14 protein-coding genes and 2 pseudogenes are annotated in these 17795 nt (G+C 58.1%); 14 read left to right on the forward strand and 2 right to left on the reverse strand.

Translation table 11 applies throughout. The features are described 5' to 3' along the window. Window positions 1–5: 5 nt before the first annotated feature. The 7 genes from PCA10_RS29020 (at window position 6) to PCA10_RS29050 (ending at window position 5050) form a co-directional block, all read left to right on the forward strand. Window positions 6–416, forward strand: coding sequence for a hypothetical protein (locus PCA10_RS29020; protein WP_011078020.1), 411 nt, complete (start codon window positions 6–8; stop codon window positions 414–416). Between the two features lie 19 nt (window positions 417–435). After that, a complete protein-coding gene (locus PCA10_RS29025; protein WP_011078021.1) occupies window positions 436–783 on the forward strand; it encodes a hypothetical protein in 348 nt (115 codons plus the stop codon). Window positions 784–795: 12 nt separating this feature from the next. Next, the gene (locus PCA10_RS29030) at window positions 796–1545 is read left to right on the forward strand and encodes a hypothetical protein (protein ID WP_011078022.1); all 750 of its coding nucleotides are present in this window, start codon (window positions 796–798) and stop codon (window positions 1543–1545) included. 175 nt (window positions 1546–1720) lie between these two features. Next, entirely contained in the window at window positions 1721–2116 is a 396-nt protein-coding gene (locus PCA10_RS29035; protein WP_016969803.1) for a ParB N-terminal domain-containing protein, read from the forward strand. Between the two features lie 25 nt (window positions 2117–2141). Next, on the forward strand, window positions 2142–2708 hold the full coding sequence (locus tag PCA10_RS29040) for a hypothetical protein (RefSeq protein ID WP_016502356.1): 567 nt from the start codon (window positions 2142–2144) through the stop codon (window positions 2706–2708). A 68-nt stretch (window positions 2709–2776) separates the two neighbouring features. Continuing rightward, window positions 2777–3004, forward strand: coding sequence for a hypothetical protein (locus tag PCA10_RS29045; RefSeq protein ID WP_011078025.1), 228 nt, complete (start codon window positions 2777–2779; stop codon window positions 3002–3004). Window positions 3005–3109: 105 nt separating this feature from the next. After that, entirely contained in the window at window positions 3110–5050 is a 1941-nt protein-coding gene (locus tag PCA10_RS29050) for a DEAD/DEAH box helicase family protein (RefSeq protein WP_011078026.1), read from the forward strand. Window positions 5051–5130: 80 nt separating this feature from the next. Here PCA10_RS29050 and PCA10_RS29055 read toward each other — a convergent pair. Then, a pseudogene (locus PCA10_RS29055) lies at window positions 5131–8098 on the reverse strand (Tn3 family transposase). Between the two features lie 3 nt (window positions 8099–8101). Continuing rightward, on the reverse strand, window positions 8102–8674 hold the full coding sequence (locus PCA10_RS29060; protein WP_011078028.1) for a recombinase family protein: 573 nt from the start codon (window positions 8672–8674) through the stop codon (window positions 8102–8104). Between the two features lie 225 nt (window positions 8675–8899). Between PCA10_RS29060 and PCA10_RS29065 the strand changes: the two genes are divergently transcribed. The 7 genes and pseudogenes from PCA10_RS29065 to tnpC all read left to right on the forward strand — a co-directional run bounded on the left by PCA10_RS29065 (window position 8900) and on the right by tnpC (window position 17794). Next, window positions 8900–10558: a HAMP domain-containing methyl-accepting chemotaxis protein gene (locus PCA10_RS29065; RefSeq protein WP_011078029.1), complete on the forward strand. Its 1659-nt coding sequence runs from the start codon at window positions 8900–8902 to the stop codon at window positions 10556–10558. Window positions 10559–10725: 167 nt separating this feature from the next. Further along, window positions 10726–11976 (forward strand): annotated as a pseudogene (locus PCA10_RS29070) (IS256 family transposase). A gap of 342 nt (window positions 11977–12318) precedes the next feature. After that, window positions 12319–12762, forward strand: a complete 444-nt coding sequence (locus PCA10_RS29075) for a hypothetical protein (protein ID WP_011078031.1) — start codon at window positions 12319–12321, stop codon at window positions 12760–12762. 422 nt (window positions 12763–13184) lie between these two features. After that, window positions 13185–13634 carry an antitoxin Xre/MbcA/ParS toxin-binding domain-containing protein gene (locus tag PCA10_RS29085; RefSeq protein WP_011078033.1) on the forward strand — a complete coding sequence of 150 codons (450 nt, stop codon included), beginning with the start codon at window positions 13185–13187 and terminating at the stop codon, window positions 13632–13634. Beyond that, complete coding sequence (locus tag PCA10_RS29090) at window positions 13631–14068, forward strand: RES family NAD+ phosphorylase (protein WP_011078034.1); 438 nt, start codon at window positions 13631–13633, stop codon at window positions 14066–14068. The genes PCA10_RS29085 and PCA10_RS29090 overlap by 4 nt, the downstream gene beginning before the upstream one ends. A 352-nt stretch (window positions 14069–14420) precedes the next feature. Then, window positions 14421–17435: a Tn3 family transposase gene (locus tag PCA10_RS29095; RefSeq protein WP_011078035.1), complete on the forward strand. Its 3015-nt coding sequence runs from the start codon at window positions 14421–14423 to the stop codon at window positions 17433–17435. Further along, complete coding sequence (tnpC, locus tag PCA10_RS29100; protein ID WP_011078036.1) at window positions 17432–17794, forward strand: Tn3 family transposase post-transcriptional regulator TnpC; 363 nt, start codon at window positions 17432–17434, stop codon at window positions 17792–17794. Before PCA10_RS29095 ends, tnpC begins: the two co-directional genes overlap by 4 nt. The last annotated feature ends 1 nt before the right edge of the window (window position 17795 follow it).

Genomic DNA, 17795 nt, shown 5'->3' on the forward strand with positions numbered 1-17795 from the left:
TCCCTGTGACCGCGACCGTTACCCCTATCAAGCACGTCATCACGAATTGCTCGCGGTGCAATGCCTGGATTACTGACGGGCAATCGACCGTAACCATTACCGTGGCAAACGAGACATGGCGTGGGCTTCGAGGTGAAATGGCGGAGGTCGAAGTCGAGAATGCGAAGGTGGCCTTGCTGTTCTGCCGCCGCTGCGCCAATAAGTACGATTTTTCAAGGATCGCCGTTGGCCGGAGTCGCACCGAAGAGGATGAGTTGCTGATCGAGTTGGCCGAAGAGGCAGAGATTGAAGCAAGCCGCGAGGCTGCATCCAAGGATTTGCAGGTTTCGCCTGGCAGGTTGTCTGCTGAGCAGATTCGAGGTTGGATTCTTGAGCAGCAGTACAAAGAGCTGGAGGCCGAGGGCTTCTTCAACTGATTTCTACGGAAGGGACCGAGTGAACACACAAAAAAACAATCTTGAAAGCGATGGATCTGGTAGCTGGGATATGCCACTCAGGGCCGCTTCTCTGCTTTCGATCATGTTGGGGGCCTTGATCTTTGGCGCTGGTGCAAACCCCCTTGCAATGGCCAACATCCCGCTTTCCATAGCGGCTGGCGCGGCCGTATTTATCAGTTTCGTCGGCGTCTATCGAGGAGGTATCGGCGGGATGCTGATTTTTGCTCTCGGGCACGCCTTGCTGGGGGCGGCGCTGTTCGGCGGTATGATTTCTCCCTGGCTTTATGCGCTGGGTATCCCACTAGCTGTTCCAGGCGTCGCCTATCGCATCCTTACTCCAGCATAGATGGAAATAATCATGGCAAATCAACGTGATGAGCTGACGAAGGCGACGGGAATTACCGCGGACGTGGTGATGGAAGTTGGCGCGTACTTCAGCGCCAAGGAAATGCGCAGTGTGCAGACGGGCCTTACCACCGCCGCCCGCGAGCTACGTGCGTTTACGCAGAACAATTCACTGCTTGGACGTCTTGGCGGGAAACTTTCTCACGAGCAACGGGAGTTGCTGACCAACGCCGCAGCACTTTTGGACTCGGTGAAGTACAACGTCGAGCATGCCAAGGAGCGCAAAGACCGCGCAGAGAAAGCCAGGGCCAAAAAACGCCAGCAGTGGGCGCGGGAAGCCGGCCAACTGGTTAAAGCCCGCTTCTCCTTCCCCAGCGATACAGTGGCCGAGCAGTTGCGGATACTGGAACTGCACCTTGTTGTTCAGGTGGTGTTGGGGCATGCCGTCTATTTGCCGAGCCACCTGGCGTTGCGCAAATCAATGCAAGAGGAGGCGCCGCGTTGGGCCAACCACACTACCGCGCAATGGCATCGTAGTCGGGTGTCCAGCTTGTTGTCTGATATCCACTCAGCCCTGCAGGACTACCTGAGCTTGGACCTAGATGTTTCACCAGCACAGAAGCTGGAGGAGTTGCAGCGCAGCCTGGACACTCAGCGCGCCGAGGTTCTGGCCAGACCTCAATCCGTCGAAACTCTCCGCATCTGGACGGATGCGCTGAAAGGCGCGGCATTCATCACCAGCGTTATGCCCTCGAAGAATTAGTCGATAGAAAATTTCCGCTAGGAAAATCGCGGTATCGCCAAGCCCCCGACGAACTGGGCCGCGGTTTTCAGAACTGAAGGGAAAATTGATGAGCACTCCAACCGTAATCCAAACTAGCAAAATCATGCCTGCTAGCGGCCCGGCGAGGCCACCTAGTCAGAGCCAGGTGGATGCTATGGCTATCAGTATCAAAGAGCTGGGCATCATGGAGCCCATCCTCGTTCGAAAGGTGGGCGAACGCTATGAGATCATTCCTGGTGGAGGTCTGGTTCGGTGGCTTGCGGCTTCGGAGTTGGGGATAGATATCGTCCCGATTCGTGTGCTGCAACTCGACGAAGAGGCCTGTGCAGTATCTTCACTCCTCGCCAACACCAGTCGCGAGCCCATCGCCCCCGAAGAGACGGTAGGGAACCTGGAGAGGCTGATCGAGGAGTTTGGAGAGAATGCATCTGATCTGGTCATGGAGCAAATGCCCTCACTTCGTGAGGCAGCCGCAGCTGACCCTGAGCTACAAGCCCGTATCAATGCTCTTTTCGCGCGTTGCAAAATCGAAAGCGAACATGCTCCCTAGAGCGCTCTCAAGGACTGATAAAATCATGAAAGATGAAGTGCAATCGGGTTACAAGCCTGTTCAGGACGATGTGCTGAAGACATTGGGCCTTGCGGTGATCGCCGGGCAGGGTGTTGAGCACTTGTTGAGCTGTTGCCTAACGTATCCTTTGCATGGCGAGCCACTGCAAACTGTTGAACAGCTTCACACTCTGCTTGAACGACACTCAAAAGCCACACTGGGACAACTGCTCAAAGCGCTGCGGAAGCGGGTTGATCTGCATCCCACCTTCGACGAAAAGTTGGATCGCTTCCTCCAGAATCGCAACGTGATCGCGCATCGCTTACATGATGTGCCAGGAGGTTTTGACCTGCATTCCGATGAGGGACGGAATAGGCTCAAGGCTTTTCTGCTCCAGTATATGGATGATGGCCATACCGTCAGCATGGTGTTGCTGGGGGTTTTGCGGGAATGGGCCAGTCAAGAAGGCATTGATATTCCCAACCAGCACCATCTGAGCCAGCGTATGAGGGATCACCTAGACGCCAATGTCGTGCCCAACTTGGAAGCCTTGATCAGGTCAAAAGAAATTGGCTCGAAGTCAACGGATTAAAACTGGAGTGGAAATATCGCCGGCTGCACCCAAGCCCTGACCATCTTTGGAATCTGAGGAAAAAGGATATGGCCAGCCGCCTGCCCTACACTCCGTGCAAGCTTTACATCGATGGCGCTGACGACCTGAGCGCTGGCGACTACATCCTCACTTCCGGTGGGTCGGCCTACCTGGTGCAAGGTACCCGGCCCAGTCCGAGCAAACCTGAGCGTCTGTATCTCGACTGCCTGCGGTGGCCACCTGGCGACATTCCCGAGGACGCCAGGTGCTACCAGCTCAACTGGTACCGGCGGTGAGACAGTGTGATCTCCAGCTCGCCTGGCATACACTGGATAGTTGAGCCCCGCCGCCGGCGCTAGCGCTGTGGTGGTCGACGATGTGCATTCCATCGAGAAGAAAGCGTGACCGACCCGGTTCTTTACATCCCACTGCTGGCTTCACAGGCCGATACCTTGGTTGATCCGAGCGGTTCTGCCCGTGTTCTGCTGGGGCAATGGGACGTGGCCCAAGTGGCGTCGGTAGCTGTCATCCAGAATTTACCGGCCCTGGACGGAAAGCCGAAAAGCGAAATGCTCGTTGAGAAGGCCCTGGCCGAGTTGATCTCAGTCGGAACGGAACTGAGCCAAACGCATCCACCTGGTACGTTTTCTAGCCTGATTGCCGGCCGATTTAAGCGAGAGTTGTTTGAGCGAGGGCTGGCGCTTATGCCTAGGCTGCGGCTGCGCTTCCTGGATGAGGAGGCGCTGGACGCGAAGCAATTCCTGAATGGTGGCCACTGGGACTTCAACTTCTGTGCGGCGCACACCCAAAAGCTCAACCCGCTCAAGCATTCGTTCGAAACCCCATCGGGGAAAACAATTTCTCTGTCGAATCAGCAGAGCCGGACGTTTCGCGTTATCCACGCCGAACCCGATGAAAGCATCCATATCCAGGGCCTGGCTGGTACCGGCAAAACCCACATGATCGAACGCTTGGTGGACTCGCTTTCATCATGTCGACCACTCGTGCTGGCGTTCACCGCGGTGCAGCTCCAGGCCCTGATGCAGCGAATCGGAGCCGCGAACGTAAGAGGAATGACGTTCGGAGATCTTGCCAACCATGTGCTTGAGCGAAGTTTTGGTTACTACAGGCCTGGCAAACGGGCATCCGCTCGGCACCAGGTTACCCCGGAAGACATCGCTTCCCGGTTAGGCTTCGGGTCGATCGGTAGGCTCAGCCCTGCCCAAGTAGCCACGGCCTGCGCGAGAATGGTTGCCTCTTTTTGCAACAGTACTGACCTTGCCTTATCAGAGCAGCACATCCCCAAAGGGCTTACCCTCGAAGTCGTAGATCGCTTGGTGCTGGTAGGGTATGCCCAAAGGTTGTGGGACCAGACCATAGAACCTACCGATCAGCGCCTTCAGCTCCCGCTTCGCGGTTATCACCGAATCAAGCACATGACCCTTCTTCACGAGGCGGTCATAGGCCTGGAGTTCACCCACATCATTGTCGACGAAGCGCACGACCTGAGCTGGCCACTCTCTGTATTTCTCGACCGCTGTAGCCAACCCGTGATTACCCTGGGTGACGCATGCCAGCGCCTGGATGGGAGCTACTACCAACGGGCCAGCACACTCCGCAAGCACGAGATCACCCACTCCATTCGCGCCGGCCGGCAGATCGAGGGAGTCATAAACCCCCTCATCGACAAACACCCAATACTGAAATTGGCTTCGCTCGAGGGCAACAACGGCATTGAGACAAAGGTTATCTACTACGACAAGCCAGAGGTTCCCACTGGGGCCGTGACCATCCTGGTTGATTCCGAGTGGGGATTATTCGAGTGGTTTCAGCGCCTGGGGAGCGCTGGCGCGACCTTCAGCTTGCTACCTGGAGCAATCAACACTTTCCGCCGGTTCATTCTCGATTGCATTGGCCTGTTCCATGATCAGGTACGGCCAACCCACAGCGCGCTCTTCAGGTACACCCACTGGGATGATCTCCGGGCGGACATGGGCAGCAAAAATAGTAGCTTTCAGCGCATCGACCGGATGCTCAGTAAGGGCTATAGCTCATCAGAGTTCGAAGCATCGTTACTCAACCTCGATGCGTCAGGGACAGCCCCGCTACAGCTCGGCCGGGTCATGGACGCACGCAATTCAGAGATCGACGCTGTGATGCTCGCACCAGACTTGCTCAGTCAAGTAGGACCTGGTGACCGCATTGCAGCGAGCAGGGCTTTTGCAGCCCTTTACACTGGTGGATCGAGAGCTCGACACAAGCTCATCGTTCCTGGTTATCTCCGAGACTGGGCGTCTGATATGTCCACGGCGGCGAAAGCTCAGATAACCCCATCTTCATGATGGTGGGCTCCATGAAACAGTGCTGTCTCGAAGGCAGCGGCCAACAAGGGGCGAATAGAGAAAACGGAAAAAATCGTACGCTAAGGTTTTCCGGGCAGCCTTAGCGGCCGAAACTTCCCGTCCTCCAGCCTGCGGCTCTGCCGCCAGACATAATCGCCGGTCAGGTTGATGTGCTCCCACCCCAGCGGCGACAGGTACTGCAGCAGCTCGCCATCCACCGACTTCCCCGCTTCGCCCATCGCCTGGGTGGCGCGTTCCAAGTACACCGTGTTCCACAGCACGATGGCGGCCGTCACCAGGTTGAGACCGCTGGCCCGGTAGCGCTGCTGCTCGAAGCTCCGATCCCTGATTTCGCCGAGGCGGTTGAAGAACACCGCCCTGGCCAGGGAGTTGCGCGCCTCGCCCTTGTTCAGTCCGGCATGCACGCGGCGACGTAGCTCTACGCTTTGCAGCCAGTCGAGGATGAACAGTGTGCGCTCAATCCGGCCCAGTTCGCGCAAGGCCACGGCCAGACCGTTCTGGCGCGGGTAGCTGCCGAGCTTGCGCAGCATCAGCGAGGCAGTGACGGTGCCCTGCTTGATCGAGCTGGCCAGGCGCAGGATGTCGTCCCAGTGGGCGCGGACATGCTTGATGTTCAGGGTACCGCCAACCATTGGGCGCAATGTCGGGTAGTCCTGGACGCTATTCGGAACATACAGCTTGGTTTCGCCGAGGTCGCGGATGCGCGGTGCGAAGCGGAAGCCCAGCAGGTGCATCAAGGCGAAGACGTGATCGGTGAAGCCAGCCGTGTCGGTGTAGTGCTCCTCAATCCGTAGGTCGGACTCGTGGTACAGCAAGCCGTCGAGCACATAGGTGGAATCGCGCACGCCGACATTCACCACGCGGGTGCTGAACGGTGCGTACTGGTCGGAGATATGGGTGTAGAACAGCCGCCCCGGCTCGCTGCCGTACTTCGGGTTGACGTGCCCGGTGCTTTCGCCCCGACCGCCCGCCCGGAAGCGCTGGCCATCGGAAGAAGAGGTCGTGCCGTCGCCCCAGTGAGCGGCGAAGGTATGACGGTACTGGTGGTTGACCAGCTCGGCTAGGGCCGCCGAGTAGGTTTCGTCTCGGATGTGCCAGGCTTGCAGCCAGGACAGCTTGGCGTAGGTCAGGCCGGGGCTCGACTCGGCCATCTTGGTCAGCCCGAGGTTGATCGCATCGCCCAGGATCGCTGACAGCAGCAATGTCCGGTCTTTGGCCTCGGCACCGTCCTTCAGGTGGGTGAAGTGGCGACTGAAGCCCGTCCAGTCGTCCACGTCCATCAGCAGTTCGGTGATCTTGATGCGCGGCAGCAACTGGCTGGTCTGGTCGATCAGCGCCTGCGCGGTATTGGGCACCGCGGAATCCAGTGGGGTGATCTTCAGCCCTGACTCGGTGAGGATGGCATCGGGCAGCTCGTTGTCCTTGGCCAGGCGGGTGACGGTGGCCAGCTGCTCGTCCAGCAGCTGCAAGCGTTCTTCCAGGTACTGGTTGCTGTTCGGGTTGATCGCCAGGGGCAGAGCCTGCGCATGCTTGAGCGCGGCGAACCTCTCTGCCGGCAGCAGGTAGTCGTCGAAGTCGCGGAACTGCCGCGAGCCCTTGACCCAGATGTCGCCGGAGCGCAGCGCGTTCTTCAGCTCTGACAGGGCGCAGATTTCGTAGAAGCGCCGGTCGAGGCCTTCCGGGGTTATCACTAGCGGCCTCCAGCGCGGCTTGATGAAGGCGGTGGGCGCATCGGCCGGCACCTTGCGCAGGTTGTCGGCGTTCATCTCGCGCAGGGTCTGCACGGCCGCCAGCACGCCTTGCGCAGCCGGGGCGGCGCGCAGTTCCAGCACCTCCAACAAGGCCGGCGTATAGCGGCGCAGGGTGGCGAAGTTCTCGCCAACCAGGTGCAGATGGTCGAAGCCCTCCGGCCGGGCCAGCAGCTCGGCCTCGCTGACGCTCTCGGTGAACTCGTCCCAGGGAATCACCGCCTCGATGGCGGCGTAGGGATCGCTGCCGCTTTCCTTGGCCTCCAGCAGGGCCTGGCCGATCTTGGAGTACAGGCGCACCTTGTCGTTGATCGCCTTGCCTTGCTTCTGGAACTGCTGCTGATGCTTGTGCTTCGCGCCGCTGAACAGCTTGACCAGGATGCGGTCGTGCAGATCGACCAGCTCATCAATCACGGTCGCCGTACTCTCCAGCACCACGGCGGCCAGGGTCGCGTAGCGCCGCTGCGGCTCGAACTTACCGAGGTCTTTGGGCGTCATCTGCCCACCCTCGCGGGCCAGCTTGAGCAGGCGGTTCTGGTGGATGTGCCGGCCCAGAGCTTCGGGCAAATCCACCAGCTGAAATGTCTTCAGCCGCTCGATGTGTTCGAGCATGTGCCGGGAGTTCGGTTTTAGTGGGGCCTGCCGCAACCAGGTCAACCAGGTGATGCTGCTGCCGGCCTTGAGCTTCAACAGCTCGTCCAGCTTGGCCCGATGCGAGTCCGTGAGTGGTTCGACCAGGGCGCGGTAGACCCGGCGATTGGCCCGCGCAATGGCTTCCGAGCAGGCCCGGTCAATCACGCTCAGCGCCGGCAGGATGCGCCGCTTCTGCCGCAGACTCTCCAGCGCCTGGCCGGCCAGCAGCAACCCCTTGTCGGTCTGCTGGGCCAACTCGGTCAGCTCGCGCACCAGGGCGCGGAAGTCGGACAGGCCGAACGGGGCCAGTTGTAGGTAGGTGCGCAGTTCCTGGGCGTGCTCGCGGCGAGTCACGTCGCGTTCGCCGTATTTCGCCCAACTCGTTGGGTCGACCTGAACTTGCTTGGCCACCCACTGGATGACCGGCTCGGGCAACTCGCTGTCGGTGCCCAACGCATAGCCGGGGAAGCGCAGCAGGCAGAGTTGCACCGCAAAGCCCAGACGGTTGGCGTCGCCAGCGCCGCTGGCGGATCAGCGACAGGTCGGAATCGTTGAAGGTGTAGTAGCGGATCAGGTCATCCTGGCTTTCCGGCAGCGCGAGCAGGGTGTCCCGCTCCGTGGCCGAGAGGATCAAGCGACGCGGCATGTATCAGTCGTCCGTGCGGAGGTACTGGTAGAGGGTTTCCCGGCTGATGTTGAATTCACGGGCGAGCTGCGCCTTGGGCTCGCCGGCCGTCGCTCGCTGCCGCAGGGTAGCAGCCTGCTCATCGGACAGGGCTTTCTTGCGGCCTCGGTACGCGCCGCGCTGCTTGGCCAAGGCGATGCCCTCGCGCTGCCGCTCACGGATCAAGGCGCGCTCGAACTCAGCGAAGGCCCCCATCACAGATAGCATCAGGTTGGCCATCGGGGAGTCCTCGCCCGTGAACACCAAGCCCTCCTTCAGGAACTCGATGCGCACGCCGCGCTGGGTCAGCTTCTGCACCAGGCGGCGCAGGTCATCGAGGTTGCGCGCCAGACGATCCATGCTATGCACCACCACGGTGTCGCCCTCACGGACGAAGCTCAGCAACGCCTCCAGTTGCGGGCGCTGATTATCCTTGCCCGAGGCCTTGTCGGTGAACAGCTTGCTCACCTGGGTCTGTTCCAGTTGGCGTTCCGGGTTCTGGTCGTAACTGCTGAATTTGTCAGGCTGAAATCTATGACTTTGGCAAGCAGAGGTCAAAAAATTAATGATGGACTCTATCTGACGGCGTAGCGCTGGGCTGCCTGACATCCGGTTAGGGTATAGCCCAACCTGACGGCCTTTAGGTCTTGTATTTGATTTGAGTACTAATATTTCCCCCGGCCATATGGCGAGAAGCCTTGAGGGGGAGCCTGACTCAAGATTTCAAATGAACCAGCCGATACAATGAAGGCACATTGAAATATCTAATAATGAGGTGACACGATGAGTGGTTGGCTAGCCCGTTTCTCAATAAAAACCCGTCTCATCGGCTTGCTCGTGCTTCTAGCATCTATGGCTGTCGGCTTGCCAATGGCTGGTCTTAATGGAATGCGCACCAGCAATGCAGTGATTGATCGGCTGTACAACAACATGTTGCTACCGATCGACAAGCTTGGCGACATCAATAACCACATGCACAACGCGCGTGCTCAGCTTTTGCTTGCCCTTCAGCATGAGCCCGGAAGTGCCTTCGAGAAGGCGCATGATCATCCATCGAGTATGCATTTCGATAGAGTGGATAAAAGCGTAAGCATCATCCGTGAGCGCCTTTCTGACTACCAGCGTATACCAATGAGCAAAGAACAGCAGCGCCTTAGCACTGAGCTGCAGAACAAATTGTCTGATTACTTGGATAATGGTGTTCTGCCGACGCTCAATGCGATGCGCCAAGGCGACTATGCGGGAGGGAACCAAATCCTGCTAACCCGCCTTGATCCTGCTTTTATGACTACCTATGCCAGCTTGCGCACTCTTATTGAGTCGGAGGCGTCGGCAGCTGAATTAAGCTTTCAAAACGCGGATAAGCAATTCGAGCGTCTTGTGGCGATGATAGGACTGGCGCTGGTAGTGGCTCTGTCTCTGGTCACAGTCACGGCTCTGGCCACTGTGCCAAGTATCACCAAAGGCGTTCGGGAGCTTCAAGTCGGCGGTCAGCAGCTCGCTGATGGCAATTTGGGCTATCGAGTTACCTATCAGGGGCGTGATGAGCTGGGCGAAATATCTAGCGCATTCAATGAAATGGCTTCGCGTTTTCACCACACCTTTCAAGAGTTGGCAGGTGCCGTGGAGCAACTGGCAGCTGCAGCTGAGCAGACGGCCCAGGCAAGTAGTCAAACCAGTGACGGTATCCGCCGCCAGCAGCTGGAGACAGACCTGATAGCTACTGCGATGAACGAAATGTCCGCTACTGTTCAGGACGTAGCGGGGAACGCTGCCAGTGCGGCACGGGCGGCACAGGAGGCCGATCAGCAGTCTGAAAGCGGCATGCGCGTGGTTCATCAAACAATCGCTTCTATTGACAGCCTCGCCAGTGAAGTTGAACACGCTGCCACTGTGATTCATGAGCTTGAGGCAGACAGTGCTGGTATTAGCTCTGTAGTGGATGTCATTCGAAGCATTACCGAACAAACCAACCTGCTTGCCCTTAACGCGGCTATTGAAGCTGCACATGCTGGTGAGCACGGACGAGGCTTTGCTGTTGTCGCGGATGAGGTGCGCTCGCTTGCTTCGCGCACGCAACAGTCAGCCAACGAAATTCAGGCCATGATTGAAAAGCTGCAGAGCGGCGCAAATCGTGCTGTTGCTGTCATGGAAAGCAGTTGCAGCAAAGCACAAGCTGGTAAGCAGCAGGTTGCCAGTGCAGGCCATATGCTGGAGCAAATCAGTAATGCTGTGGCGACCATTAATGACATGAATGCCATGATTGCTTCTGCAGCTGAGGAGCAAAGCTCTGTCGCGGAGGAGATCAGCCGTAACGTTACCAACGTAAGCCAGATTGCCGAAAAAACTAGCGAAGCCTCACGTCAGAATGTTGCCACCAGTACGCAATTGGCTTCTCTGGCAAGCCAACTTCAGCGTCTGATGCACATGTTCCGTCTTTAGGGAAACTCTGAAAAGCCCCAGCTTCGCGGAATTGATGCGCTGTAACCCGCTCGGCTGCTGGGCTCTTTTTCCCGAGAAAGGACTTCCTCAGGCCATCCTGAGGAGGGTGTTTTTAACTTTGTGTAAACGGTCATTTGGCAGGAGACTGCCAGCCTCAAGGAGTACCCATGACCGTAGTAAAACGCACCAAGCGAGCGAAGCCCGACCCTGAACTCGTTAAGCTCGCCGACAGCCTGCTGGTCAATTACAAGAAACCGGAAGATTTGATTGGCGAAAACGGCCTGCTCAAGCCAGCTCACCAAGATGCTGGTCGAGCGTGCGCTGGAAGCCGAGATGACCGAGCACCTGGGCATGGCAAGAGTGGATCGATCTTCAACGCCGGCGGTAATGCCCGTAACGGTCACAGCGACAAAACCCTCAAGGGCGATTTCGGCGAACTGCCGCTGGCCATCCCTCGTGACCGCCAGGCGCTGTTCGAGCCGCAGCTGGTGGCCAAGCAGCAAACCCGCTGGACGGGCTTCGACGACAAGATCATCTCGCTGTACGCCCGCGGCCTGAGCGTACGAGAGATCCAGGGGCACCTGGAGGAGATGTACGGCACCGAGGTCTCCCCAACCCTCATCTCGACCGTCACGGACGCGGTAAGCGACGAGGTGAAGCTCTGGCAGGGCCGTCCACTCGATCCGCTGTACCCGATCCTTTATCTGGACTGCATCCACGTCAAAGTGCGCGATGCCGGCGCGGTGCGGACCAAGGCGGTGTACCTGGCTATCGGGGTCAATATGGACGGGCACAAGGAAGTGCTGGGGCTGTGGATCGCCCAAACCGAGGGTGCCAAGTTCTGGTTGCAGGTAGTCACCGAGCTGAAGAACCGTGGCGTGCAGGACATTTTTATCGCCTGCGTGGACGGCCTCAAGGGCTTCCCCGAGGCGATCGAAACGGTCTATCCGAAAGCCTGCGTGCAGTTGTGTATCGTGCACATGGTGCGCAACAGCCTGAACTTCGTGTCCTGGAAAGCGCGCAAGGAAGTGGCCGCCGATCTGAAGCTGGTCTACACCTCGGCGACGGTCGAACTGGCCGAGCAACGGCTGACGGAGTTTGAAGAAAAGTGGGGTGGTCAGTACCAGTCAATCGGCCTGTCCTGGCGGCGTAACTGGGCACGGGTTATCCCGTTCTTCGACCATCCGGCCGAGATCCGCAAGGTGATCTACACCACCAACGCCATCGAATCGATCAACATGAGTTTGCGCAAGGTGATCAAGACCCGGGCCTCGTTCCCAACTGACGAGGCCGTGAGCAAGCTGTTTTATCTGGCGCTGAACAACATCAGCAAGAAGTGGACGATGCCGATACGGGACTGGAAAGCGGCTCTGAATCGCTTCAGTATCCAGTTCGAAGATCGATTGATGCAGGATTAATAGAAATCCCGTTTACACATAATCCGGGACACCCTCATCCTTAGCGTACGTTATTTTCCGGATTCTGCGGGCTCCCCGGTAAGGACTGCCCCCTGGAAGTGTTCGGCATGAGCACACCTGCCTACCTGGAACGGAAGGCCGTCAAAACGGCTTGGTACAATCGGGAGTACGGCGGGGCAGGGTGGTGGTCGTGGAATGCCGCGGCTGACCCGAAAGGAAAAAATATCCCTCCTTTCCCTGCCAAGTCCTGATCACAACGCATCGCTGAACAGGGATGTACTTGGGTTTCCGAGGCCTCGTGAGATGCTGAGGCCATCGCCAAATTGAACGAGGAAATCAGCCATGAGCAACGTTGAGAAGAAGGAACGCATACCATCCTGCATCGGGCAGAAGCCGCTAGAGGGGAGCTACTATGCCTCCGAGTGCACTCTCTGCGGGTGGGTCGGTAGTTCGGAAGCACTTACCGACGATTGCCAATGTACTCAGGAGGTGGGCGACCGCTACTGCCTGGGCGATACCGATGAAATTGGCACCGATCGCTTGCTCGAAATCGTCCAGGCCATGGCCCGGCGCCATGTTGAGTCGCAACAGGCTCACCAACGGCTCATTGAGCACACCAACGAAACCGAGAAGTACCTGGACGACGCGGCCGAGCTGCTGGGCGAAATCGTCCAGAGCGGCCAAGCCTACCGCGAGTGCACCGACAAGGGCAGTGCGACGGGCCTGCGGGTTGCTGCCGTGCTCGGCTACGTCGCTCAGTTTCAGCCTGAGGCGCATCAGCCGTGACAGCTGAGGGAAAGGGCATGTCCTGGGCAGATCGAGCAGCACCGATTGTTGGGGAGGTAATTCGCCGCATAGGGCGAAGCGACAAGCAGGCCCTCCGAAAGGCGCTGGCCGAGGCATACCCTTGGGGAGCACGAAAAAATACCCCCTACAAGGCGTGGCTCGCCGAGGTGCGCCGGCAGCTAGGCCACCCGCTGAACACGCCGAAAACAGATCCAGCGAACCAACAAGCAGACATGTTTGGCCAACGCAGCCAGTAGACCGACCCACCTAAGGCGCTCCTCGAGCATCATCCTGGATGGGTTGAAAGTGACCGCCACATCCCCACCGGCAGGCGACCGCCAGCCGGGCCACCCAAACGGTAAGCTTGCATCCTCCGGCGTTTCCCGCATACTAACCGGGAAACGCCGGATAGGAGAACCATCATGCTTGCTGAAGTCCTACGCGACCACGGGTATTCAGCTTACCGTGCGCGCTTACAAATACTGCTGGAGATCCCAGAGTCTGCCAGCGACTTCGAGATTCACACCAGAATCAGCCATGGCTTTTCCGCAGCGCGGTTAATGAGGCTCACTGAAGAGGGTGTGGTTACCCCGCTGGAGCGAGACCAGATTATCCCGCTGCGCACCCTGAAAAACCGGATCGAGCGCGATCAGCCCCTCACTGTCGAGGAAAGCGACCGGCTCTTCCGATCGGCGCACATCACCGCGATGGCCGAGGCTATCTTTGGGGACGCCGACAAGGCCAAGCGATGGCTCTCCAAGCCCAAGGAACGATTCTCTGGGTTGACGCCCATGCAACTGCTCACAACTCAGCAAGGCACAAGCCAGGTTGAAGAGATGCTGCTGCAAATCGCCGAAGGCTTCGCTCTGTGATTCTGTGGCGGATCAGCTCATATGCTGACTTGAGCGGGACAGGCGGCTTGCGCGTGAGCGGCCGTTGGCACCAGGCCGGCAGACCGGTCGTCTACACCGCGACCAGCCCGCCGGGAGCAATGCTCGAGGTGCTTGTTCATCTGGAAATTGATCCAGAGGATTTTCCCGCGACGATGCAGCTTCTCCGTATCGAAGTGCCTGACTCTGTATCACAAGCCCAGATGCCCACTTTGCCGGCTGGTTGGTCGGCAGAGACCGAGCTCACCAGAGGCATTGGTAACCAGTTCCTTGATGAGTGCAACGCACTGCTACTGCCAGTGCCCAGCGCTATCATACCGAGCACGGTGAACTACCTGTTCAACCCTCGGCACCCAGAAGCACAGAGCGCGACTATTCAGGTTGAGCTTTTCACCCCTGATTCGAGGTTGTTCTAGCAAGCGCCCCTGAACAGCAAAAAGCCCAGCAGAAGTGCTGGGCTTTTTGCTGTCTTGCCGCGATGAGCAAGTCACCGTCTTGACGATGCAGCCCTTGATTTCGAGGCCCGCGGCCTGCCTCGTCCGGGGTATGCAGGCTTCTTCCCTTCCAGGAAGAGCTGGCTCAGGGCACACCCACAGTCCGCTGACGCAAAACCAAAACTCATCTGTCCGCAAAAGGGGTCATGCCGAGATAAAGGGAAAATTCACTCACTTCGCTCGTAACGTGTTGACGCCAAGAAAGTTTACCAAATAGACCGCACAGCCTCTGATCGTGGACTATCTTTTCTGACTCCTCAGAAAAGGAGTTCCTATGGCTTCATTAGAGCGTACGGCGTATCCCACTCTGCCAAAGGCGTATTCAAAAGCTGAGCTGCAACGTGATTTTTCGTTCTCAGATGATGAGATTAAGTGGGTACGAAGCAAGTCCAAGGCCCCCTTTCACCTCAATCTCGCCGTTCTCCTCAAGACCTTTCAGGTGCTCCGATATTTTCCTGATATCACCGACGTACCTAATCAACTGGTGGACTTCATTCGCGGAGAGTTGGGTCAGCGTAGCAAGGTGAAACTCGCGGAATACAAGTGGTTCCAGCAATATCGCCACATGAACGCGATCCGAGCTCGCCTCGGTGTGACGGCATTCTACGGCTCCGATGCCATGGAGCTCGCCGAGCGGCATGCCAAAGCGATGTCGTTTGTGCTTGACCAGCGCGCCGACATCATCAACTCCGTAATCGAAGAGCTGATCCGCCAGGATTATGAGCTCCCTGCGTACTCGACCCTGAATGATCTTGCTGAGCGAATTCATGCCGAATCCCAAGAGGCAATATTCAACCTTGTAGTAACCAGAACGCCAGTCGAGGTGATCCACAAGCTAAAGGATCTGCTCGATACTGACTTCGGCCGACGCCAGAGCGACTTCAATGCGCTGAAGCAGGCGCCCAAGAAGCCATCTCGCAAGCACTTGGAGGTACTGATCGATCATCTGGCTTGGCTAGAGAGCTTCGGGGATCTGGGTGCCATTTTTGAAGGAATAGTCGACACCAAGATCCGTCACTTCGCTGCCCAAGCCGCGGCGTCGGACGTAGCCGAGTTGAAGGACTGCTTACTGCCGAAGCGCTACACGCTGATGTTGGCCTTAATCTACCGCATGCGCGTGCGGACCCGGGATCACTTGGCCGAGATGTTCATCCGACGGATTTCGACGATCCATAAACGCGCCAAGGAGGAGTTGGAGCAAATCCAGGCGCGGCAACGCCAGAAGCTGGAGCAGTTGGTGGCGACCCTGGATGGCGTGGTGCAGATTCTGGTTCAAGAACCGGATGACCAGGAGGCTGGCAGTCTAATTCGGGAATACCTCTCCCCCGGTGGCAATCTGGATCGGTTGCGTGAGACTTGCGCCGAAGTACAGGCTACCGGCGGTAATAACTACCTGCCGCTGATCTGGAAGCACTTCAAGTCCCATCGCTCGTTATTGTTCCGTCTAAGCCACCTTCTTCAACTGGAGCCCACGACTCAGGATCGATCGCTGGTTCAGGCTCTTCAACTGATCCAGGACAGCGAGAATCTACACCGCGAATGGATCGACGAGCACGTCGACTTGTCGTTTGCGTCGGAGCGCTGGGTCAAGGTCGTTCGCCGTCCTGCCAGTGAGGGGCCACCGACCAACCGGCGCTATCTAGAAGTTTGTGTATTCTCCTACCTGGCCAGCGAGCTGCGATCGGGTGACATGTGTGTACAGGGGTCGGAATCCTTCGCCGACTACCGCAAGCAGTTGCTGCCCTGGGAGGAATGTCTCCAGCGACTACCGGCCTACTGCGAAAAGGTCGGGCTGCCATGCACGGCCAAGGAGTTTGTTGCCTCCCTCCAGACTCAGCTGGAGGAAACCGCGCAACAACTGGACGACAAATTCCCATCTTGCCGAGGGGACGTATCGATTAACGAAGCCGGAGAACCGGTGTTGCGCCGAGTAACGGCGCGAGACACCCCACCTTCGGCCATCTCACTACAGACGGCGCTTATGCAGCGCATGCCGGCCAGGCACGTGCTCGACATCATGGCCAACATCGAGCACTGGATTCAGTTCACGCGGCATTTCGGTCCCATGTCCGGTAACGAGCCGAAGCTCAAAGAGCCTGCCGAGCGCTATCTGATGACCATCTTCGCCATGGGCTGCAATCTCGGCCCCAACCAGGCCGCGCGGCATCTGGCCGGTAACGTCACGCCACACATGCTGTCCTATACGAATCGCCGCCACCTAGCATTGGAGAAGCTGGACAAGGCTAACCGCGAGCTGGTGGAACTCTATCTGCAGCTTGATCTGCCTAAGCTCTGGGGCGATGGCAAGGCGGTCGCAGCGGACGGCACGCAGTTCGACTTCTATGATGACAACCTGCTGGCCGGCTATCACTTCCGCTACCGCAAGATGGGTGCCGTGGCCTATCGGCACGTGGCCAACAACTACATCGCTGTATTCCAGCACTTCATCCCACCTGGCATATGGGAGGCGATTTACGTAATTGAGGGGCTGCTAAAGGCTGATCTCAGTGTCGAGGCAGACACTGTGTATTCAGATACTCAGGGGCAATCGGCGACAGTCTTTGCCTTCACCCATCTGCTGGGCATCAACCTGATGCCGCGTATCCGCAACTGGCGTGACCTGGTGATGTGCAGGCCGGATCGCGGTGCGTCGTACAAGCATATCAACCGCCTGTTCACCGACACTGCCGACTGGCACTCGATCGAAACTCACTGGCAAGATCTGATGCAGGTCGCGCTGTCCATCCAGGCCGGCAAAATCTCCTCGCCTATGCTGCTGCGAAAACTCGGCTCCTATAGTCGGCGCAACAAGCTCTACCATGCGGCCCAGGCACTGGGCAGCGTGATCCGCACGATCTTCCTGCTCAACTGGATCGGCAGCCGCGAGTTGCGCCAGGAAGTCACCGCGAACACCAACAAGATCGAGTCCTACAACGGATTCTCCAAGTGGTTGTCCTTCGGCGGTGATGTGATTGCCGAAAACGATCCGGATGAGCAGCAGAAGCGGCTGCGCTACAACGACATGGTGGCCTCGTCCGTGATCCTGCAGAACACTGTGGACATGATGCGCATCCTGCAGAAGCTGGCCCGCGAGGGCTGGCAGTTCACCGATGAGGACGTGTCGTTCCTCAGTCCCTATCTAACCAGCAACGTCAAGCGCTTCGGCGAGTTCAGCCTCAAGCTCAACCGGCCACCGGAGCCCTGGATCAAGGACTCGGTGTTCCAACAAGCTGCCGGCTCGCTGCGGGTGATCACACCTCGCCAGCTAGATACCGAGAAAACTACATGATCAATGTTCCTCCCGCATCCTTTCGCGTTACACCGTACGGCGAAGTCGATGCGGTGGCGTTGGAAAACCTGCGCGACGGCTTCGACACCTCTCAACTGCTCCGGCTGGTTGATCGATTGGACGCCTGCTTGTTGGAACTGGGTGGAACCACCGCCATTCGCGACGAGCTGCTGAGATTGCATGCGATGGCTCTGACGATGGTTGAGAGCATCGCTCTTACGGTGCCTGCCGAGAGTGCTTGTATCTGGGCAGAAGCCGAATCTCTGCAGACGGATCTTGAGGCGCTGGTTTCCTGGGCTCGCACTGCTCAGCTCATCATTGCGCCGTTGATCAATCTTGCTCCACAGCACGAGGCATGAG

This window comes from Pseudomonas resinovorans NBRC 106553 (genome assembly GCF_000412695.1).
GTDB classification, from domain to species: domain Bacteria; phylum Pseudomonadota; class Gammaproteobacteria; order Pseudomonadales; family Pseudomonadaceae; genus Metapseudomonas; species Metapseudomonas resinovorans_A.